22 protein-coding genes and 1 riboswitch are annotated in these 18,663 nt (G+C 64.2%); of the genes, 21 read left to right on the forward strand and 1 reads right to left on the reverse strand.

From position 1 onward, the window contains the following. Positions 1–17: 17 nt before the first annotated feature. From def to hisF, 13 genes are all read left to right on the forward strand, one after another. On the forward strand, positions 18–593 hold the full coding sequence (gene def / locus J5251_RS14010; RefSeq protein ID WP_139003685.1) for a peptide deformylase: 576 nt from the start codon (positions 18–20) through the stop codon (positions 591–593). After that, positions 590–1,540 (forward strand): methionyl-tRNA formyltransferase, encoded by a 951-nt coding sequence (gene fmt, locus J5251_RS14015; protein WP_139003684.1) that lies wholly within the window; start codon positions 590–592, stop codon positions 1,538–1,540. Before def ends, fmt begins: the two co-directional genes overlap by 4 nt. Continuing rightward, positions 1,537–3,087, forward strand: coding sequence for an RsmB/NOP family class I SAM-dependent RNA methyltransferase (locus tag J5251_RS14020; protein WP_139003683.1), 1,551 nt, complete (start codon positions 1,537–1,539; stop codon positions 3,085–3,087). Before fmt ends, J5251_RS14020 begins: the two co-directional genes overlap by 4 nt. 8 nt (positions 3,088–3,095) lie before the next feature. Next, complete coding sequence (rpe, locus tag J5251_RS14025) at positions 3,096–3,755, forward strand: ribulose-phosphate 3-epimerase (RefSeq protein WP_139003682.1); 660 nt, start codon at positions 3,096–3,098, stop codon at positions 3,753–3,755. Between the two features lie 75 nt (positions 3,756–3,830). Beyond that, a riboswitch (FMN riboswitch) is annotated at positions 3,831–3,975 on the forward strand. A gap of 113 nt (positions 3,976–4,088) precedes the next feature. Continuing rightward, positions 4,089–4,790, forward strand: a complete 702-nt coding sequence (gene pnuC, locus J5251_RS14030) for a nicotinamide riboside transporter PnuC (RefSeq protein WP_139003681.1) — start codon at positions 4,089–4,091, stop codon at positions 4,788–4,790. Further along, complete coding sequence (gene ribD / locus J5251_RS14035; RefSeq protein ID WP_208574272.1) at positions 4,787–5,872, forward strand: bifunctional diaminohydroxyphosphoribosylaminopyrimidine deaminase/5-amino-6-(5-phosphoribosylamino)uracil reductase RibD; 1,086 nt, start codon at positions 4,787–4,789, stop codon at positions 5,870–5,872. Before pnuC ends, ribD begins: the two co-directional genes overlap by 4 nt. Then, entirely contained in the window at positions 5,872–6,528 is a 657-nt protein-coding gene (locus J5251_RS14040; protein WP_208574273.1) for a riboflavin synthase, read from the forward strand. The genes ribD and J5251_RS14040 overlap by 1 nt, the downstream gene beginning before the upstream one ends. Next, the gene (gene ribB, locus J5251_RS14045) at positions 6,525–7,223 is read left to right on the forward strand and encodes a 3,4-dihydroxy-2-butanone-4-phosphate synthase (RefSeq protein WP_208574274.1); all 699 of its coding nucleotides are present in this window, start codon (positions 6,525–6,527) and stop codon (positions 7,221–7,223) included. The genes J5251_RS14040 and ribB overlap by 4 nt, the downstream gene beginning before the upstream one ends. After that, entirely contained in the window at positions 7,220–7,891 is a 672-nt protein-coding gene (ribA, locus tag J5251_RS14050) for a GTP cyclohydrolase II (protein WP_432264402.1), read from the forward strand. Before ribB ends, ribA begins: the two co-directional genes overlap by 4 nt. Positions 7,892–7,978: 87 nt before the next feature. Then, the gene (gene ribH / locus J5251_RS14055) at positions 7,979–8,464 is read left to right on the forward strand and encodes a 6,7-dimethyl-8-ribityllumazine synthase (RefSeq protein WP_139003677.1); all 486 of its coding nucleotides are present in this window, start codon (positions 7,979–7,981) and stop codon (positions 8,462–8,464) included. Between the two features lie 79 nt (positions 8,465–8,543). Then, the gene (locus tag J5251_RS14060; RefSeq protein WP_074702518.1) at positions 8,544–8,807 is read left to right on the forward strand and encodes a phosphoribosyl-ATP diphosphatase; all 264 of its coding nucleotides are present in this window, start codon (positions 8,544–8,546) and stop codon (positions 8,805–8,807) included. A 99-nt stretch (positions 8,808–8,906) separates the two neighbouring features. Then, positions 8,907–9,749, forward strand: a complete 843-nt coding sequence (gene hisG / locus J5251_RS14065; RefSeq protein WP_139003676.1) for an ATP phosphoribosyltransferase — start codon at positions 8,907–8,909, stop codon at positions 9,747–9,749. A gap of 14 nt (positions 9,750–9,763) precedes the next feature. Further along, complete coding sequence (gene hisF / locus J5251_RS14070) at positions 9,764–10,534, forward strand: imidazole glycerol phosphate synthase subunit HisF (protein WP_139003675.1); 771 nt, start codon at positions 9,764–9,766, stop codon at positions 10,532–10,534. Between the two features lie 18 nt (positions 10,535–10,552). Here the strand turns inward: hisF and J5251_RS14075 are convergent, their stop codons facing one another. Beyond that, positions 10,553–11,197 (reverse strand): TIGR03085 family metal-binding protein, encoded by a 645-nt coding sequence (locus J5251_RS14075; RefSeq protein ID WP_139003674.1) that lies wholly within the window; start codon positions 11,195–11,197, stop codon positions 10,553–10,555. A 141-nt stretch (positions 11,198–11,338) separates the two neighbouring features. On the opposite strand from J5251_RS14075, the gene hisI reads away from it, so the two are divergent. From hisI to lgt, 8 genes are all read left to right on the forward strand, one after another. After that, positions 11,339–11,743: a phosphoribosyl-AMP cyclohydrolase gene (gene hisI / locus J5251_RS14080; protein ID WP_240792912.1), complete on the forward strand. Its 405-nt coding sequence runs from the start codon at positions 11,339–11,341 to the stop codon at positions 11,741–11,743. Beyond that, on the forward strand, positions 11,743–13,314 hold the full coding sequence (locus J5251_RS14085) for an anthranilate synthase component I (RefSeq protein WP_208574275.1): 1,572 nt from the start codon (positions 11,743–11,745) through the stop codon (positions 13,312–13,314). Before hisI ends, J5251_RS14085 begins: the two co-directional genes overlap by 1 nt. Beyond that, positions 13,314–13,928, forward strand: a complete 615-nt coding sequence (locus J5251_RS14090) for a Trp biosynthesis-associated membrane protein (protein ID WP_208574276.1) — start codon at positions 13,314–13,316, stop codon at positions 13,926–13,928. The genes J5251_RS14085 and J5251_RS14090 overlap by 1 nt, the downstream gene beginning before the upstream one ends. A gap of 90 nt (positions 13,929–14,018) precedes the next feature. Further along, entirely contained in the window at positions 14,019–14,300 is a 282-nt protein-coding gene (locus J5251_RS14095) for an HGxxPAAW family protein (protein ID WP_139003670.1), read from the forward strand. A gap of 2 nt (positions 14,301–14,302) precedes the next feature. Beyond that, positions 14,303–15,130 (forward strand): indole-3-glycerol phosphate synthase TrpC, encoded by an 828-nt coding sequence (gene trpC / locus J5251_RS14100; protein ID WP_208574277.1) that lies wholly within the window; start codon positions 14,303–14,305, stop codon positions 15,128–15,130. A gap of 91 nt (positions 15,131–15,221) precedes the next feature. Then, complete coding sequence (trpB, locus tag J5251_RS14105) at positions 15,222–16,547, forward strand: tryptophan synthase subunit beta (RefSeq protein WP_208574278.1); 1,326 nt, start codon at positions 15,222–15,224, stop codon at positions 16,545–16,547. After that, the gene (gene trpA / locus J5251_RS14110) at positions 16,544–17,347 is read left to right on the forward strand and encodes a tryptophan synthase subunit alpha (protein ID WP_208574279.1); all 804 of its coding nucleotides are present in this window, start codon (positions 16,544–16,546) and stop codon (positions 17,345–17,347) included. Before trpB ends, trpA begins: the two co-directional genes overlap by 4 nt. 40 nt (positions 17,348–17,387) lie before the next feature. After that, positions 17,388–18,488 (forward strand): prolipoprotein diacylglyceryl transferase, encoded by a 1,101-nt coding sequence (gene lgt, locus J5251_RS14115; RefSeq protein ID WP_139003666.1) that lies wholly within the window; start codon positions 17,388–17,390, stop codon positions 18,486–18,488. Positions 18,489–18,663 lie beyond the last annotated feature (175 nt).

Raw genomic sequence — 18,663 nt, forward strand, 5'->3', positions numbered from 1 at the left:
GTAAGGAAGATGAAGGCATGACCGTCCTGAGTATTCGGATTATCGGAGACCCGGTGCTGCGCACCAAGGCAGAGCCGGTTCGCGACTTCGGCCCGGAGCTGGCCAAGCTGGTGGCCGACATGGACGAGACGATGGAAAGTGTGGAGGGCGCAGGCCTTGCAGCACCGCAAGTGGGAGTAAGCCTGCGGGTCTTCACTTATCTGATCGACGGGCAGCGCGGGCACGTCATCAACCCGGTCTTGGAGAACAGCGATGATTTTCAGGAAGACCAGGTGGAAGGCTGCCTCTCGATTCCCGGCCTGGGATACCCGGTGCGGCGGCGACGCTGGTCCCGTGTCACCGGCGTGGATGTCAACGGCAAGCCTGTTTCCTTGGAAGGCGAAGGCATGCTCGCACGCTGCTTCCAGCATGAAGCGGACCATCTGGACGGTGTCCTGTACATAGACCACCTCTCCGGTGATAATCGCAAAAATGCTCTCCGCTCCATCCGCGATGCCTCCTACAACTCCGTGGCCAAGGAAACAGAGGTCAAGCGCTCCTCCAGCGTTGGCTCGGGATTTGCGCGGGGAACGTTCGGACAGCCCTCCGCATGACGGCGACTCCCAGACCTTTCCGCGTACTCTTTGCGGGAACGCCGCAGGTGGCCGTTCCCTCTTTGGAAAAACTCGTTGAATCAGGATTCGAGATAGCCGCGGTACTGACGCGCGAAGATGCGCCGGTTGGCCGTAAGAAGACACTCACGCCCTCACCGGTAGCCGCCCGTGCCCATGAAATGGGCCTGCCCGTCATCCGGACTAACCGGATTGATGATGAGGCGATGGCCGCGATCGCCAAGACCGATGCGGACGTGGCGGCTATCGTCGCCTACGGAGGCTTGGTTCCGGAGCCGGCTTTGCAGATGCTGCGGCACGGCTGGATCAACCTGCACTTTTCCTTATTGCCGGCCTGGCGTGGTGCAGCTCCTGTCCAACATGCCGTCATCCACGGCGACGACGTAACCGGCGCATCGACCTTCCTGCTCGAAAAAGGCCTGGATACCGGTCCCGTGTACGGGACCTTGACGGAAACCATCCGGCCGGAGGACACCAGCGGCGAGCTGCTGGCCCGTCTTTCGAACAGCGGGGCGGTCCTGCTTGCACAAACGCTCTCGGCCATTTCGGCGGACAAGGCAGTAGCCGTGCCTCAGTCAGGGGATGTGACCCTGGCTCCCAAACTAGGCCTTGAAGACGGCCGTATCGACTGGGACCAGCCGGCTCTGGCCCTGCGCCGCAGGATCAACGGCGTGACACCGGAACCCGGTGCCTGGACGATGCTGCAGGGGCAACGGTTCAAGTTAGGTCCGGTTGTACTGCGGCAAGACCGGCGGGACCTGCGGCCCGGCCAGGTGGAACTGGCTGGGGGAGGCTCGGCCTCTGCCCTAGTAGGTACCGGATCCTGCGCCGTGCAGTTGCAACAGGTTCAGCCTGCGGGAAAGAAAATGATGGCGGCGGCCGACTGGGCGCGCGGTCTCGGACAACGTGAGGATGTGCACTTCGAGTGAGCGGACAGGATAGACCGCAGGGTAACCGAAGGGGGCAGGGCCCCGAACGACGCCGCAATGCCGCCGGACGCGAACGCAACCGCGGGGGAGAGCGTTCCTTCTCCCAGTCCGCACCGGCGCAGCGAACACGCAAGGCGGATCCGGCGCGGCTGGTAGCGTTCGAAGTGCTGCGTGCTGTTGACGCCGACGACGCCTATGCCAACCTCGTGCTGCCGGTAAAGATCCGGCAGCACCGGCTCGACAAACGTGACGCGGGCTTCGCCACCGAGCTGACGTACGGAGCACTGCGTGGCCTGGGCACCTACGATGCGATTCTGGCCCGTTGCGTTGACCGCCCGCTGGCCGAACTCGATCCGGCCGTGCTCGATGCGCTCCGCCTCGGGGTCCATCAGCTGCTGGCGATGCGGGTGCCCGCGCACGCAGCCCTGGACCAGACGGTCGGACTGGCGCGCGCTGTCATCGGAGCTGGCCCGGGCGCACTGGTCAATGCCGTACTGCGGAAAGTTTCCGCCAAGGAACTCGCCGGCTGGACCGAGGAACTGACTGCCGGCCAGCAGGACGCCGTAGCCGCTGCAGCTTTGGTGCACAGCCATCCGGAATGGATTGTTAGGGCGATGCGACAGTCCCTCGTCGGGCACGGCCGCAGCGTCGGGGAAATCGAGGATCTGCTGGCTGCGGACAATGCCGCACCGGTGGTGAACCTCGTGGCCCTGCCCGGGCTCGGCACCCTGGACGAAGCGATTCAGGCAGGCGCGGAACCGGGCTCCCTGGTACAGGATTCGGCGCTGTTCTCCGGAGGCGACGTAGGACGTCTGGAATCCGTCCGGACGGGAACAACGAGAGTTCAGGATGCCGGCTCACAGCTGGTCGCCCGCGCCCTGGCCGAAGCGCAGACCCTGACCTCGGGTCCCGAGCGCTGGCTGGATCTTTGTGCCGGACCGGGGGGCAAGGCCGCACTGCTGGCTGCCCTGGCCGCCAAGAAGTCAGCGACCCTGCTGGCCAACGAACCGGCCGAACACCGGGCCGAGCTGGTGCGGCAGTCTCTTCGGCCCGTCGACCGTGAGGTCTGGGAAGTCCGTACCGGGGACGGCCGTGACCTTGGCCAGTTGCAGCCCGAAGAGTTCGACCGGATCCTCGTAGACGCTCCCTGCACCGGCCTGGGTGCTCTGCGGCGCCGGCCCGAGTCGCGCTGGCGGCGCAAACCGTCCGACGTTGCCCAACTGGCGCCCTTGCAACGCGAACTGCTGGATTCAGCCCTGGCTGCGGTGAAGCCTGGCGGGTTGGTAGCGTACGTCACCTGTTCGCCGCACCCAGCGGAAACCACCGCCGTGGTCACCGACGCGCTGCGCCGCCATCCTGACATTGAGCTGCTGGATTCGGCGGCGGCGCTGGATGCAGTCAGCCTGTCGGGAAATCTCCAGGCGGGCCATGCACAGACGGAAGGATCAACGGCCCAGCTCTGGCCGCATATCCACGGAACAGACGCAATGTTCCTGGGCTTGCTGCGCAAGAAGATCTCAGACAATTCAGCCGGAAACGCAAAGTAAGGATCCAGATGGCTCAGTGCTGCATACACCCAAGTATCTTGTCCGCCGATTTCGTCAATCTGGAGGCCGAGCTGGGGAGGATTGGTTCCGCCGACGCCGTGCATGTTGACGTCATGGACAATCACTTCGTGCCGAACCTGACCATCGGGCTGCCCGTGGTGGAGCGGATCCAGGAGATCAGCCGGCTTCCGTTGGATGCGCACCTGATGATTGCGGACCCGGACCGCTGGGCGCCGGCCTATGCGGATGCAGGCCTTGATTCAGTGACCTTCCATGTCGAGGCCGCATCCGCCCCCGTCCGCCTGGCCCGTGAGCTGCGCAAACGCGGGGCCAAGGCAGGCATGGCACTGAAGCCCGGCACCGCCGTCGAGCCCTACCTCGATCTGCTCCCCGAAATGGACATGCTGCTGATCATGACCGTTGAACCCGGATTCGGTGGGCAAGCCTTCCTTGATGTAACACTTCCCAAGATCCGTCGGGCAGCTTCGGCAATAGCCGGTTCGGATCTGCCCGTGGCGATTCAGGTGGACGGCGGCGTGACCGAAGAAACCATCCAGCGGGCAGCGGAAGCGGGAGCTAACGTCTTCGTCGCAGGGTCGGCCGTATACGGTGCCGACGATCCGGATGCCGCGATCTCCGCCTTGCGCAAATCCGCCGAAGCAGCTTGATGTGTCATGTATTACACGACATGACAGGAATATGAGGCCTGCGATGCAGGTTGTGGCAGAATAACAACCACAAACAACGTGCTCCGGGGTCGGTGTAAGTCCGAACCGGCGGTTATAGTCCGCGACCCGTCGCCACGGATTCCGCAAGGAATTCAGGGCAACGGTTGAGCCGGTGAAATTCCGGTACCGACAGTTAAAGTCTGGATGGGAGAAGCACGTACAGTTGGCAGAACAGCCAGCGGTGCGTAGGTTCCGTGCGGAACCACGTCCACTGCCTGAACCTACCGCACTGTCGTTACCCCGGAGCCGCCGCGGCTTTCGGAAAGGAACGACATGGATTTTCTGCGGTGGCTCTTTGAAGCTCAGATTCCCGTCGCCGGCAGTTCACTGCTGCTGCGCGAAGTCGTAGGGAACATCTTCGGCCTCCTCAGCGCCCTTGGCGGCATGCGCCGCAAGGTATGGGCGTGGCCCGTCGGTATCATCGGCAACGCCCTGCTGCTTACGGTGTTTCTCGGGTCGCTTTTCGGCTCAGCCAATACTGCGAATCTGCTCGGCCAGGCCGGCCGCCAAATCATGTTTATCGCAGTGGCGGTCTACGGTTGGCAGCGCTGGCGCCAGAGCAAGCAGGACGGCGCTGGCCATGCGGTAACCCCCCAATGGGCATCCGGCAAAGCCCGGATCGGCCTGGTGGCAGGCCTGATCCTAGGCACCGTCGCTCTGACTCCGGTCTTCGCCGCACTCGGTTCGTACGAACCTGTCTGGGCGGACGCCTGGACGTTTACGGGATCGCTGCTTGCCACCTATGGCATGGCGCGCGGCTGGGTGGAGTTCTGGCTGATCTGGGTGGCGGTCGACATCGTGGGAGTCCCGCTGCTGTTCAGTGCCGGCTACTACGCGTCAGCCTTCATGTACCTCTTCTACGGCGTGTTCACGCTGATCGGGTTCTTTGTCTGGTGGCAGGCCAAGAATCGGTCCAAGCCCGACGTTGAAACCCTTCTGCCGGTTGCCCGCGTCGGCGCAGGGGGCCGGTCATGAGCAACCAGGGATTCTCGCCTGCGGAACACCGGGCGATGGATCTTGCACTGGACACCGCCAAGCTTGGCTACCGCGGCGCCAATCCTTTGGTTGGCGCGGCAGTTCTGGACGCCACCGGTGAAGTGCTCAGCATCGGCTACCACAGCGGTGCCGGCTCGCCGCATGCGGAAATCGACGCGCTGGCCAATCTGCGCCACCGGATATCCCAGCAGCAGGACCTTTCCGACTGCACCATGGTGGTGACCCTTGAACCCTGCAATCACCAGGGCCGCACGGGACCGTGCGCCGCAGCTATCGTCGACGCAGGCATCGGCAACGTCATCTATGCAGCTGCGGACCCCACGCCGGAGGCCACGGGAGGGGGAGATGTCCTCCGCAACGCCGGCATCGCCGTGCGCAGGGGTCTGCTTGAGGAGCGGGCGCTTGAGCTGAACCACAGGTGGTTCCGGGCCAAATCGGAAAACCGTCCGTTCACCACCATGCACATTGCCCAGACGCTCGATGGGCTGATTGCAGCGCAGGACGGCACAAGCCAATGGATCACCTCCGCGGAGTCGCGGCAGGACAGCCACGGCATCCGCAGCCGCGTGGACGCGATCATCGCCGGCACCGGAACAGTTCTGGCAGACAACCCGAGGCTGACTGCCAGGGACGAATCGGGCGCGGTAACGGAGTCCCAGCCGCTGCGAGTGGTGATGGGTCTGCGCGACGTTCCCGAAGACTCCGCCATCCGTGGGGACGACGGTCTGTTCCTGCAGCTGCGAACGCATGATCCGGCCGAAGTGCTGGGCGACCTGGCGGGGCGGGGAGTCGCGCACGCCATGGTCGAAGGCGGTGCAGCGGTGGCGGGAGCCTTCCTTCAGGCGGACCTCGTCGACGAACTGGTTCTCTATCTGGCGCCCATGCTCCTGGGCGATGGGACCCGGTCCACGGGCGACTTAGGCATCCGGACGTTAGCTGAGGCCTCTCAGTGGCGTTGGGACAACAGCGGCGGCGGCCGCACCTCAAATCTTGGCGCAGATCTGCGCCTTCATCTGGAACCGATGCCGCTCGGCATCCCAAGCGGCAGGAAAGGCCTCTAATGTTTACCGGAATCATCACGGAGCAGGGCAGCGTGGAATCGCTGGTCCTGAACCCGGCGAAGGACAGTGCTGTCCTGACCATCAAGGCAGGGGAAGCGATCGCGGACCTTGAACTCGGCGGGTCCCTGGCCGTCAATGGCGTTTGCCTGACCGCCGTGGAATCCAAGCCGGGCGTTGTCAGCGTCGACGTTATGGGGGAGACGCTGACCCGGACCACCACTGGTGAGCTCAAAGCCGGCGCCAGCGTGAATCTCGAGCGGTGCGTTCCTGCCGGAGGGCGTATGGATGGACATGTGGTCCAGGGACACGTGGACGGTGTCGGCGCACTGCTCGAACGCGAAAATATGGGCGACTGGGAGCGGTTGCGTTTCAGCGTCCCCCTCCAGCTCGCCCGCTACATTGCCGAAAAGGGTTCCATCGCGATTGACGGTGTGTCCCTGACCGTAACGACGGTCAGCCCGGTCGACGCCGAGGACGCCTATTTTGAGGTGGGGCTGATTCCCACCACCCTGGCCGAAACGAATCTGGGTGCCAAGGCCGCTGGCGACAAGGTCAACCTCGAGGTAGATGTGCTCGCCAAGTACGCCGAGCGGTTGCTGGCCTTCTCCCAAGCGGACAAGGCAGCAGCCCGCCACGTAGCAGGAGCACATTCATGAGCGCGGCAGTGGAACCCCGGATCCGGCTCGACGCCGTTGAGCAAGCCATCAGCGCCATCGCTGCCGGTCGGCCGGTTGTGGTGGTCGACGACGAAGACCGGGAGAACGAAGGCGACATCATATTCGCGGCGGACGCCTCCACACCTGCACTGATGGGCTGGACGGTCCGATACACCTCGGGAGTGATCTGTGTCCCGATGACGGGCAGCCGCGCTGATGAGCTTGGCCTTCCGCCGATGGTTGAAGTCAACCAGGACGCAAAGGGCACCGCCTACACGGTTTCCTGCGATGCGGCCACCGGAGTTACCACCGGCATCAGCTCCACCGACCGTGCACGAACGGCGCAGGTGCTGGCGTCCGAGCTGAGTACTGCCAGCCAGTTGAACAGGCCGGGCCATATCTTCCCGCTCCGGGCTGTCGACGGTGGCGTCCTGGCGCGCCGCGGGCACACCGAAGCTGCCGTCGATCTCTGCCGGCTCGGTGGCCGGTCGCCCGTAGGCGTGATCGCAGAGCTCGTGCACGATGACGGGGAAATGATGCGGCTGCCCGCGCTGCGCGACTTTGCCAATGAGCACGGTTGCCCGCTGGTATCCATCGAGGACCTTGTCCGGTTCATCGCGGCCGAAGGAACAGGCCCACAGAGTACGCAGTCGCTCCAGACACGTGAATCCGCCGGACAGGAGGCGCACCAGTGACCACCAGAAACGACCCATCGCCGGCCGCGGTGTCGGTTCCGCCGGCCTCCCCGGCGCACGTGACCGGCGGTCCGGCCGTGCAGTTGCCCACGGCTTTTGGCTATTTCACGGCACGAGCATGGACGGACAGTGCCACGGGGGTGGAGCATCTGAGCATCACTTCGCCGGTGCGCCCCGACACGGCTCCGCTGGTTCGGCTCCATTCGGAGTGCCTGACAGGGGATGTCTTTGCTTCCTTCCGCTGCGACTGCGGTGAGCAGCTGGACCAGGCTCTGGCTTTGATCGCCGAACAGGGCGGCACCGTGTTGTACCTGCGCGGCCAAGAGGGGCGCGGTATCGGACTGGCAAACAAGATCCGTGCATACGCCTTGCAGGAGGACGGCGCGGACACAGTTGAGGCCAATGAACAGCTGGGTCTGCCGGTGGATGCGCGCGACTATTCAGCCGCGGCGTCGATCCTGCACACCATGGGGCTGGACACCATCCGGCTCCTGAGCAATAACCCGGCCAAGAGCAGTACGCTCTCCGGCTATGGGATCAGCGTCGTGGAAATGATCTCCTCCGAGGTGCCATCCCGCGAGCAGAACCTGCGCTATCTGCAGACCAAACGGGACCGAATGGATCATCGGCTGGCCTTGCTTGAAGACCACCCGGTCCACCAAAGCTGATAACAGCGGCACCTTCCCAGTACTGAAGATGAACCCGCCGCCAACCCCGGCTGGGTACGAACATTCACAGAAAGCAGAGAGTAAAAAATGAGCGGACACGGAGCACCGGTTATCGACGTCGCCGAACTGAACGGCAATGCGGGCGAACTGAAGCTGGCCATCGTCGCAGCCAGCTGGCATACGCAGATCATGGACGGCCTGATCGACGGCGCCCTGCGGGCAGCCAAGGAAGCCGGCATCGCCGAGCCCGCGCTGGTTAGAGTTCCCGGCAGCTTCGAGTTGCCGGTGGCAGCGGCGCGGCTGGCACCGCACTATGACGCGGTGGTGGCCCTCGGCGTCGTTATTCGTGGTGGAACACCGCACTTCGAGTACGTCTGCCAGGCAGCCACCGAGGGGCTGACCGACGTCAGTGTCAATACCGGGACACCCGTAGGATTCGGGGTCCTGACGTGCGATACGGAGCAGCAGGGTCTTGACCGCGCCGGGCTTGAGGGCTCAAACGAGGACAAGGGCCACGAGGCTGTTACGGCCGCATTGGCGACGGCTGCCACCTTGCGCCAGCTCGGAGTCTAAAGGCCTCGGACAAGGGGATTCGTCACATAGCCCGGGCCGGTTTGCGGCCCGGGCCATGTGCTGGCGTAATCTTGGGAGCGTGAAATCCTTCGAATCCCTTTTTGCCGAGCTGAGCGAGAAAGCGCAGACGCGCCCGGAGGGCTCGGGTACCGTAGCCGAACTGGACTCTGGTATCCATGGCATCGGGAAGAAGGTTGTGGAAGAGGCGGCCGAAGTATGGATGGCTGCGGAGTACGAGTCGGATGAAGCGGCGGCGGAAGAAATTTCCCAGTTGCTCTACCACCTGCAGGTCCTGATGATCGCCAAAGGCCTGACCCTGGCAGACGTATACAAGCATCTGTAGCGGGACGCCGCCAGAGGTGTTCCGCCAAGCCTGCCCGGGGCAGTTTCCCCAAAACCGGCCGTCGTACGGCCAACCGATCCTCTGCAGAAAGTCATCTTCATGCTACGCGTAGCCGTCCCCAACAAAGGTTCCCTGTCCGAAGCCGCGTCCGCGATGCTCACCGAGGCCGGATACCGGCAGCGTCGTGACAGCCGTGAGCTGGTCATGATGGATCCGGACAACGACGTCGAATTCTTCTTCCTCCGCCCGCGCGATATTGCCGTCTACGTGGGCAAGGGCACGCTGGACGTCGGGATCACCGGCCGCGACCTTTTCCTCGATGCACAGGTGGAAGCCGAAGAGCTCCTGAGCCTTGGCTTCGCCGCCTCAACGTTCCGGTTCGCCGGCCCGGTTGGTGAGTTCTCCGACGTCCAGCAGCTGCACGGCAGGCGCCTGGCCACCAGCTACGACGGACTGCTGCAAAGCTACCTGACCGAGCGTGGCGTGGATGCCAAGGTAGTCCGGCTGGACGGCGCCGTGGAGTCCTCGGTGCGCCTGGGGGTCGCCGACGCGATCGCGGATGTTGTGGAAACCGGGAGCACGCTCAAGGCCGCCGGGATGGAGATCTTCGGCGAACCCATCCTCCGCTCCGAGGCCGTTCTCATCGGCCGCAGGGGCGAGGTGCCCACGGGCCTGGAGGTCCTGATCCGCAGGCTCCGCGGCGTCATTGTCGCCCGCGAGTTCGTGATGATGGACTATGACATCCGCAAGGAACTGGTGGAGCAGGCTGCTGCCCTGACACCGGGCCTGGAATCGCCCACCGTCTCCCCGCTGCGCGACTCCGAGTGGGTCGCGGTGCGCTCGATGGTCAGCCGCACACAGACCAACCGGATCATGGATGAGCTGTATGACCTGGGCGCACGCGCCATCCTGGTCAGCACCATCCACGCCTGCCGCATCTGATCGGGGAAGTGCAAGTGTCTGTAGCAATCCGCGTCATTCCCTGCCTCGATGTCGACGCCGGCAGGGTGGTCAAGGGCGTCAATTTCGAAGGCCTGCGCGACGCCGGGGATCCGGTTGAACTGGCACACCGTTATGACCGTGCCGGAGCCGACGAACTGACCTTTCTGGACGTGACCGCCTCCTCCGGAAACCGCGAGACGACGTTCGACGTCGTTGCGCGCACCGCGGAGGAAGTCTTCATCCCGCTGACGGTCGGCGGAGGTGTCCGCAGCGTCGCCGACGTCGATAGATTGCTGCGCTTCGGTGCCGACAAGGCGTCGATCAACACCGCAGCCGTGGTCCGCCCGGAGGTCATCGACGAGATTACTAACCACTTCGGCTCGCAGGTCCTGGTGTTGTCGCTGGATGCCCGGCGGACGGCTGATTCCTCGGTACCTTCCGGCTTCGAGGTCACGACGCACGGCGGCAGGCAAGGCACGGGCATTGATGCAGTGCAGTGGGCTAAGGAAGCCGCCGACCGTGGGGTAGGGGAGATCCTGCTGAACTCCATCGACGCCGACGGCACCAAAGAAGGCTTCGACCTGGAGATGATCCGGACCGTGCGTGCTGCGGTGCAGGTTCCGCTGATCGCCTCCGGTGGCGCTGGCAAGCCCGAGCATTTTCCGCCGGCGGTGGCGGCCGGTGCCGATGCCGTATTGGCCGCGTCCGTGTTCCATTTCGGACCCGACGATGCCATCGCCCAGGTGAAGAACGCTATTCGCGCCGCAGGCTACCCGGTGCGCTGAGACCGGACGCGTGCGGAGTCAGAGACCGATTTCGGCGCTCTGCAGCAGTGCGACGGCGTCCGGTTGGCCTTCGAAAGTAACGAGAGCGTGCTGGGTACGGCCATGCGCATGCATGAGCAGTTCTCCGGGCTCTCCGACGATCGCTACCGACACCGAGGCACGCTTCGCAACGTGCCGGGGGCCATCGGGGCGCACCAGGACAATGCCCAGATCCACCCCGCGGTACAGGAGGGCGGCCCGCTTGATCAGGTCGTCCCACAAGGCGTTGGAGTATTCCTCATCCAAAGCGCGCGGTGCCCACCGCGTGGTGGCACGCCGGACGTCTTCGGTGTGCACAAAGTACTCGATAAGATTCGCGGCGGCATCCACCGATTTGAGCTTCAGCGGCGAGAGCCGGGGCGGGCCGGCGCGGAAGGCCTTCACCAACTTGCTGTAGCCCGCTGTTCCGCGGGATTTGTCCGCCAGCTTTCGGGTGGCTTCGTCCGAAACCTTCGACAGGGGCTTGAAGGCCATGCCCAGCTGGGCCGTCAACCGGTGTTCGCGCAGATACAGATGCGCCGCCAGTTCGGCAGTCCGCCAGCCTTCACAGAGCGTGGCGGAGTCCGGGCCGGCTGCCAGCAGAGTCTCGGCCAGAACTTCACGGGACGGGTCAACGAAATGCATCAATCCTGAACCTAGCATGAAGCGGCCATTTTTGGGCCGCCCATAACGTTGTGTGGCCTCGTTGGCGGGCGGCAAACGGCCCACTGCCGAAGCACTAGACTTGAAAGGATGTCCTCCCAGTCTGAATCCCAGAACGTATCCATGGCCGGCGCCGGCAGCGAAGCCCTGCCCTCCGCCGTTGCAGACCTGCTCAAGCGCGATGCCGCAGGCCTCGTCGCCGCGATCATCCAGCAGCATGACACCTCCGAAGTGCTGATGCTGGGCTGGATGGATGACGAGGCGCTGCGCCGTACGATCTCTTCCGGGAGGGTGACGTTCTATTCGCGGTCACGCCAGGAGTATTGGCGCAAGGGCGATACATCCGGGCACGTGCAATGGGTAAAATCCGTTGCGCTCGACTGCGACGGCGACGCCCTGCTGATCCAGGTCGACCAGGTCGGCGCAGCCTGCCACACAGGCACCAGAACCTGCTTCGATGGCCGCAGTGTCGACGTCGTTGTTGGAAACCGTACAGAAGAAGAACCGCTAGCGAAAGAAAACCAGTAATGCAGGACCTTGGTGTCATCAGCCCCACGCTGGAGGAGTTCCGCTCCCTTGCCCGCGACCGGCGGGTTATCCCGATCTCCCTCAAGGTGCTCGCTGATGACCAGACACCCATCTCCCTTTACCGCAAGCTCGGCGGCGGGCAGGCAGGAACGTTCCTGCTCGAGTCCGCCGCAGTGGGCGGGGTCTGGTCCCGCTACTCGTTCATCGGAACCCATTCCAGGGCCACGCTGACCAGCAAGAACGGCCAGGCGCACTGGCTGGGGGAGCCGCCGGCCGGCGTGCCGCTGGACGGCAACCCGGTCGAGGCGCTGCGCCAGACGGTGGAGGCGCTGCGCACCGAACGTTTTGACGGGCTGCCGCCGTTGACGTCCGGACTAGTGGGCTTCGTGGGTTGGGAAGCGGTGCGTCGTTGGGAAAAGCTGACCAGCCCGCCCGAAGAGGACCTGCCGCTGCCGGAGCTGGCCATGTGCCTGGTCACGGACATGGCCGTCCACGACAACGCCGAAGGAACTGTCACCCTGATCGCCAACGCCATTAATTTCGATGGCAGCGACGAGCGGGCGGACGATGCCTGGCGCGACGCGGTTGAGCGCATCCGCCGGATGCTGGCCCAGCTCAATGAGCCGCTGGTCCAGCAGATTTCCGTACTGGAGAACAGCGCACTGTCGACCGATGAGCTGATGGACTCCGTCACGCACAGCTGGGCGGAAGAGCAATACCTGGCGGCTGTGGACCGGGGCAAGGAAGCGATTGTCGACGGCGAAGTCTTCCAGGTGGTGATTTCGCGCCGGTTTGAAACGGAGTGTTCGGCCTCGGCACTGGACGTCTACCGGGTGCTGCGCAACCTCAATCCGAGCCCTTACATGTACCTGTTCAGCCTGGAAGACGCCGACGGCAACGCCTACTCCATCGTCGGGTCTTCGCCCGAGGCACTGGTTACGGTGACCGGGGACGAAGTTATTACCCACCCGATCGCCGGATCCCGTCCGCGCGGCAAAACCGTGGAACAGGACCGCGAGCTCGCCGAAGAGCTGCTCGCCGACCTGAAAGAGCGCGCCGAGCACCTGATGCTCGTGGACCTGGCGCGGAACGATATCTCGAAGGTCTGCGATCCGGGCACCGTGGATGTCAGCCAGTTCATGGAGGTGGAGAAATTCAGCCACATCATGCACCTCGTCTCCACCGTGGTCGGCAGGCTCTCCGACGATAAGTCTGCTTACGACGTGCTGGCCGCGACTTTTCCGGCAGGCACGCTCTCCGGCGCGCCGAAACCGCGGGCACTGCGTCTGCTTGACGAACTCGAACCGCACCGCCGCGGCATCTACGGCGGAGTAGTGGGCTATCTGGACTTTGCCGGCGACATGGACATGGCTATTGCCATCCGTTCCGCCCTGCTGCGCGATGGCCGGGCCTATGTCCAGTCGGGCGGCGGAATCGTGGCGGACTCGGATCCCGCCACCGAAGCCATCGAATCTGTGAACAAGGCCGCGGCTCCGCTGCGCGCGGTGACCTTGGCCACCCGGCTGCATGCCGCCGATCCGGCAGCCATCGTAACCGGTGAAGGCAACTGATGGCTGAGCGGACCGAAGTGAAGCCACCGTCGCGGTGGCAGCGCAAGAGCACCGTAGTGATGGCCTCCATTCTGGCCTCGCTGGCTGCCTTCGGTGCCACCACCCAGACCTGGCTCAACGTGAGGCTGCCGCAGAGCACGGTGCAGACACCGGACCTTAGCGTGGCCGGCAGCGAGGCCGCTATCGCGGTCACGGCGCTGGCGTTGGTGGGACTGGCCGCGGCACTGGCGGCTTCTATCGCCGGCCGGATTGCCAGGATTGTCATTGCCGTGCTGCTGGCGTTGGCCGGAGCCGGCATCGCACTCTCCAGCTACCAGGTCATCGCGGATCCGGCCGCTGCGGCATCAACCGCCATTGGGGAGGCCACCGGGCAGGTTGGGCAGGCCGCGGAAATCTCTTCCACGATGTTTCCCGTGCTGGCGCTGGTGGCCGGTCTCCTGATGGCCGCCTGCGCGGTATGGCTGGTACTCGCCGGCCGCCGCTGGCAGGCCAACAGGAAGTACACCAGCGCTACCGCACGGCAGGCGGACGGTTCGCCGTCCGACCGGGGCGGTCCTGTCGACGAGATCGACAGCTGGGACCAGCTCAGCCGTGGCACGGATCCCACAGACTAGGGGACCGGGCGGGCCTAAAGTCATACTGGTCGGTTCGCCGAAAATCAATGGCAGAATATAGTCAGTACCGTTTCTTCAGGGAGTTAGATAATGGGCAATCACGCCACCGTCACCGAGAAATCATCCAATGAGCAGGCCGTTGCCAGCATCCACGACGAAGTCATTGGCCACGGAAACAGCCCGGCTGCCTGGACCTGTGTCCTGATCATGATCGTAGGCAGCATTGTCGCCGGTATCGGTTTCGTCATGGCTTCGCACCTGGTTTTCTGGGGCGGCGTTGTTGTCATGTTCATTGGCCTGATCGTTGGCTGGATCATGAAGAAGGCCGGCTACGGCGTGGACGGCGACAAGCTCATGAACAGCGGTCACTGAGAGTGACTGTTCTCGACGACATCATCGTTGGGGTCAGGGAAGATCTTGAAGCCCGTCGGGCGGAACTTCCGCTGGAGCAGCTGACGGAACGCGTTTCCGCCGCGGCTGCGCCGCGTGACGCCTATGCCGCCCTCGGCGGCCCGGACAGCCCGCGAACCGAACTCAAGGTGATTTCCGAGGTCAAGCGCAAGAGTCCGTCCAAGGGCGACCTTGCGCAGATCGCAGACCCGGCTGAACTGGCACGCCGTTATGAAAAGGGCGGAGCGGCAGTTATCAGCGTGTTGACGGAGCAACGCCGCTTCGGCGGGTCGCTCGCGGATCTGGATGCCGTGCGCGACGCCGTCGACATTCCGGTCCTGCGCAAGGACTTCACGGTCGACGAATACCAGATCTGGGAAGCGCGGGCACATGGTGCGGACCTCGTCCTGCTCATCGTCGCTGCGCTGGAAGATTCCCAGCTGCGCGCGTTCCTGGACCTGACGCACCGTTTGGGCATGAATGCTCTGGTGGAAACGCATACGGCCGAGGAGATTGAACGCGCTGTTTCCGTCGGTGCCCGGATCATCGGAGTCAACGTGCGGAATCTCAAGACGCTGGATGTGGACCGTTCCATCTTCGCCTCGCTGGCGGAAAAGATCCCGTCGGAGGCGGTCATCGTGGCCGAATCCGGCGTACGCGACGCCGACGACGTTGCCGACTATGCAGCGAGAGGTGCCAATGCGGTGCTGGTCGGCGAGGCACTGGTGATTGGCAACGCACCGGAGCAAGCCGTCACCGATTTCGCTGCAGCCGGTGCCCGGGCAATCGCGGACCGCAGCCAGGGCAGCTAACACAAGCAATACCGTCTCGGCGGCAGGCCCGGTTCTCAAGGTTCCGGGCCTGTCCGCCGAGAGGTTCAAAACAGACAGGACGGCCAAGGCCATGACGCAGAGCCCCGAGACGCCCGACGCCGGTGACAAGCCGGACGCCGCGGATGCATTCCTTTCAGGCGGAAGCCTCCGCCATGCCCCCGGCCCCTACTTCGGCAACTACGGCGGCCGCTGGATGCCCGAGTCGCTGATCGCGGCGTTGGACGAACTGCAGGACACGTTCGACAAAGCCAAGGCAGACCCGGAGTTCATCGCCCAGGTGGCCGAACTGAACCGGAACTACTCGGGCAGGCCGTCGCTGTTGACGGAGGCCAAACGGTTTTCGGCCCATGCCGGCGGGGCCCGGATCTTCCTGAAGCGCGAAGATCTGAACCACACTGGCTCCCATAAGATCAACAACGTCTTGGGCCAGGCTCTTCTGGCCAAGCGGATGGGCAAGACCCGCATCATCGCCGAAACCGGCGCCGGACAGCACGGCGTGGCGAGTGCGACGGCGGCGGCCCTCCTCGGCCTCGAATGCGTGGTCTATATGGGCGCCGAAGACACGCGACGCCAGGCACTGAACGTCGCGCGGATGGAACTGCTCGGCGCTACGGTTGTCCCGGTGACAGCCGGCTCGCAAACCCTGAAGGACGCCATCAACGAGGCGTTGCGCGATTGGGTTGCCAACGTGCACACCACGCACTATCTGCTGGGCACCGCCGCCGGAGCACATCCGTTCCCCGCGTTGGTGCGCTACTTCCATGAGGTAATCGGGGACGAGGCACGCGAGCAGATTCTTGCCCAGACCGGCCGGCTTCCGGATGCAGTCTGTGCATGCATCGGCGGCGGATCGAACGCCATCGGCATTTTCCACGGTTTCCTGGACGATCCTTCGGTGGAACTCTACGGCTTTGAAGCCGGCGGCGAGGGCGTCGACACTGACCGCCATGCAGCCACCATTACACTCGGCCGTCCGGGAGTACTCCACGGCGCCCGGTCCTACCTGATGCAGGATGAGGACGGCCAGACCATCGAGTCCCACTCCATCTCGGCGGGCCTGGACTACCCGGGCGTCGGTCCGGAACACTCCTACCTTTCGGACATCGGACGCGCCAAGTACGAACCCGTGACCGACAGCGAAGCCATGGACGCATTCCGGCTGCTTTGCCGCACCGAAGGCATCATTCCGGCCATCGAATCCTCGCATGCACTCGCCGGTGCCCTGCGGGTCGGCAAGAAGCTCACTTCCGGCAAGGACAATCCGCAGGACGTGGTGATTGTCGTCAACCTGTCCGGCCGCGGAGACAAGGACGTTGCCACCGCTGCGGAATGGTTCGACCTGCTGGACGGAAACTCACCGGAAGCCGAAATCGGCGCTGAAGGAGAACAACTGTGAATTCTGCCGCCATCGCCAGCAAATCAGCTGCCGCCATCGAGAAAGCACGGTCGGAGGGCCGTACCGCGCTGGTCGGCTACCTGCCCGCCGGCTACCCCGACGTGCAGGGCACGATCGATGCCGCCGTCGCACTGGCCGAAAACGGTGCCGATGTGATCGAGATCGGAATCCCGTACTCGGACCCCGTCATGGACGGCCAGGTTATCCAGGCCGCCACCGTGCAGGCCCTCGAAAACGGATTCCGGGTCCATCAGGTGTTCGACATCGTAGCCGGTATTACCGCTCGGTGTGAGGCTGCCGTTCTCGTCATGACCTATTGGAATCCAGTCATGCGCATGGGAGTCGATGAGTTCTCCCGGCGCCTGGCCGAGGCCGGGGGAGCAGGCCTGATCACCCCGGATCTGGTCCCGGACGAAGCTGCCGAATGGTTCGAAGCGTCGGATAAGTACGGACTGGACCGGGTCTTCCTGGTGGCGCCCTCGTCGACGCCGGAACGCATGGCCATGACGGTCAAGGCCAGCCGTGGTTTCGTCTACGCCGTGTCCATCATGGGCGTCACGGGCGCACGTGACAGTGTCAGCAGCGCCGCCCAGCAGGTCGTCGACGCGGCACATGCCGCGGGCGCAGAGCGCGTCTGCGTGGGCCTGGGCGTTTCGAAGGCCGAACACGTCCGCGAAATCGGTGCCTACGCCGAGGGCGCCATCGTCGGCACCGCACTGGTCGCCACCCTGGGCGCCGAGGGCGTGGAAGCCGTGGGCAAACTCGCGGCGGAACTGCACAGCGGTACCGCCAAAAACTGATCCTCCGCCGCCACCAAAGCCAAACAAAGGACCGCTACCGGTGCAGACGACTACTTCCCTTGTGATCCCGGCGTCGATTCCGAGTCCGGACTGGTCCGGGTTCAGCATCGGCCCGCTGACCATCCATGCGTATGCCTTGTGCATCCTCGCCGGCATCATCGCGGCTTTGTGGCTGACGGACCGCCGCTGGAAGGCCAGGAAAGGACCCGAAGGGGTGGTCTGGGACATCGCCATTTGGGCAATTCCCTTCGGCATCATCGGCGGGCGGCTGTACCACGTCTTCTCCTCGCCGGACGCATACTTCGGCCCGAACGGTGACCTGAGCCTGATCCCGCAGATCTGGCTGGGCGGTCTCGGAATCTGGGGAGCCGTGGCGCTGGGCCTGCTGGGCGCGTGGATCGGCTGCCGCCGTGCAGGGGTCAAACTGACCGCCTTTATGGATGCTGCTGCCCCCGGTGTGCTGCTGGCCCAAGCCATCGGCCGCTGGGGAAACTGGTTCAACCAGGAACTGTTCGGCAGCCCCACGGACCTGCCCTGGGGCCTGGAAATCGACGCCGACCATGCCAATTTCCCACCCGGCGCCGAACCGGGCACGCTGTTCCATCCGACGTTCCTTTACGAATCGCTTTGGAACCTGGCCGGGGTTGCCCTGCTGTTGCTGATCGATAAGCGCTTCAAGCTCCGCCGCGGAATGCTCTTCTGGCTCTACGTCGCCTACTACACCTTGGGCCGCGTCTGGATCGAAATGATGCGCATCGACGATGCGGAAATGATCACACTCTTCGGCGTGACGCAGCGCTTGAATGTCTGGACTTCGCTGCTGCTGCTGGTGGCCGCGCTCGTCATATTTGTCCTGCTCTCCCGGAAGCCCCGGACTCCCGAGACGGACTCCGTCTACCTGTCCAGCCCGGCGCCACAGGCGGAAACAGATCCCAAGAACGACGGCGATGCTTCCGCCGCCTCCCGCAAATCGGGCACCGGCGGTGTTAACACAACAGAAACCGGCAAGAAAAAAATGGACAAAAACGTGTCCGGGGCCACCGGGCGTGTTAGTGTCTCTGAGAATCCTTCGGAGACAGGAAAGTCCTCCGCGTCCGGCACCAGCGGCACGACTGGGCCCGCGGACTCCGAAGGCAAATAGCGCCCCCCGGGCCACCGCCCGGTGAGTTGCAGCATCTGTGCCGACCACACTGATGTGGAATCTCCGTAAATAATCCGTCAACCAGTACGGGTTCAGCGGGTATGACTGCGCTTCTGTCCGGTTTTTCGGAATCAGCAAAATTGTTATGCACCAACCGTGCTGCATAACGTGGGCT

It is taken from the genome of Arthrobacter crystallopoietes (assembly GCF_017603825.1).
Taxonomy (GTDB): Bacteria; Actinomycetota; Actinomycetes; order Actinomycetales; family Micrococcaceae; genus Crystallibacter; species Crystallibacter crystallopoietes_B.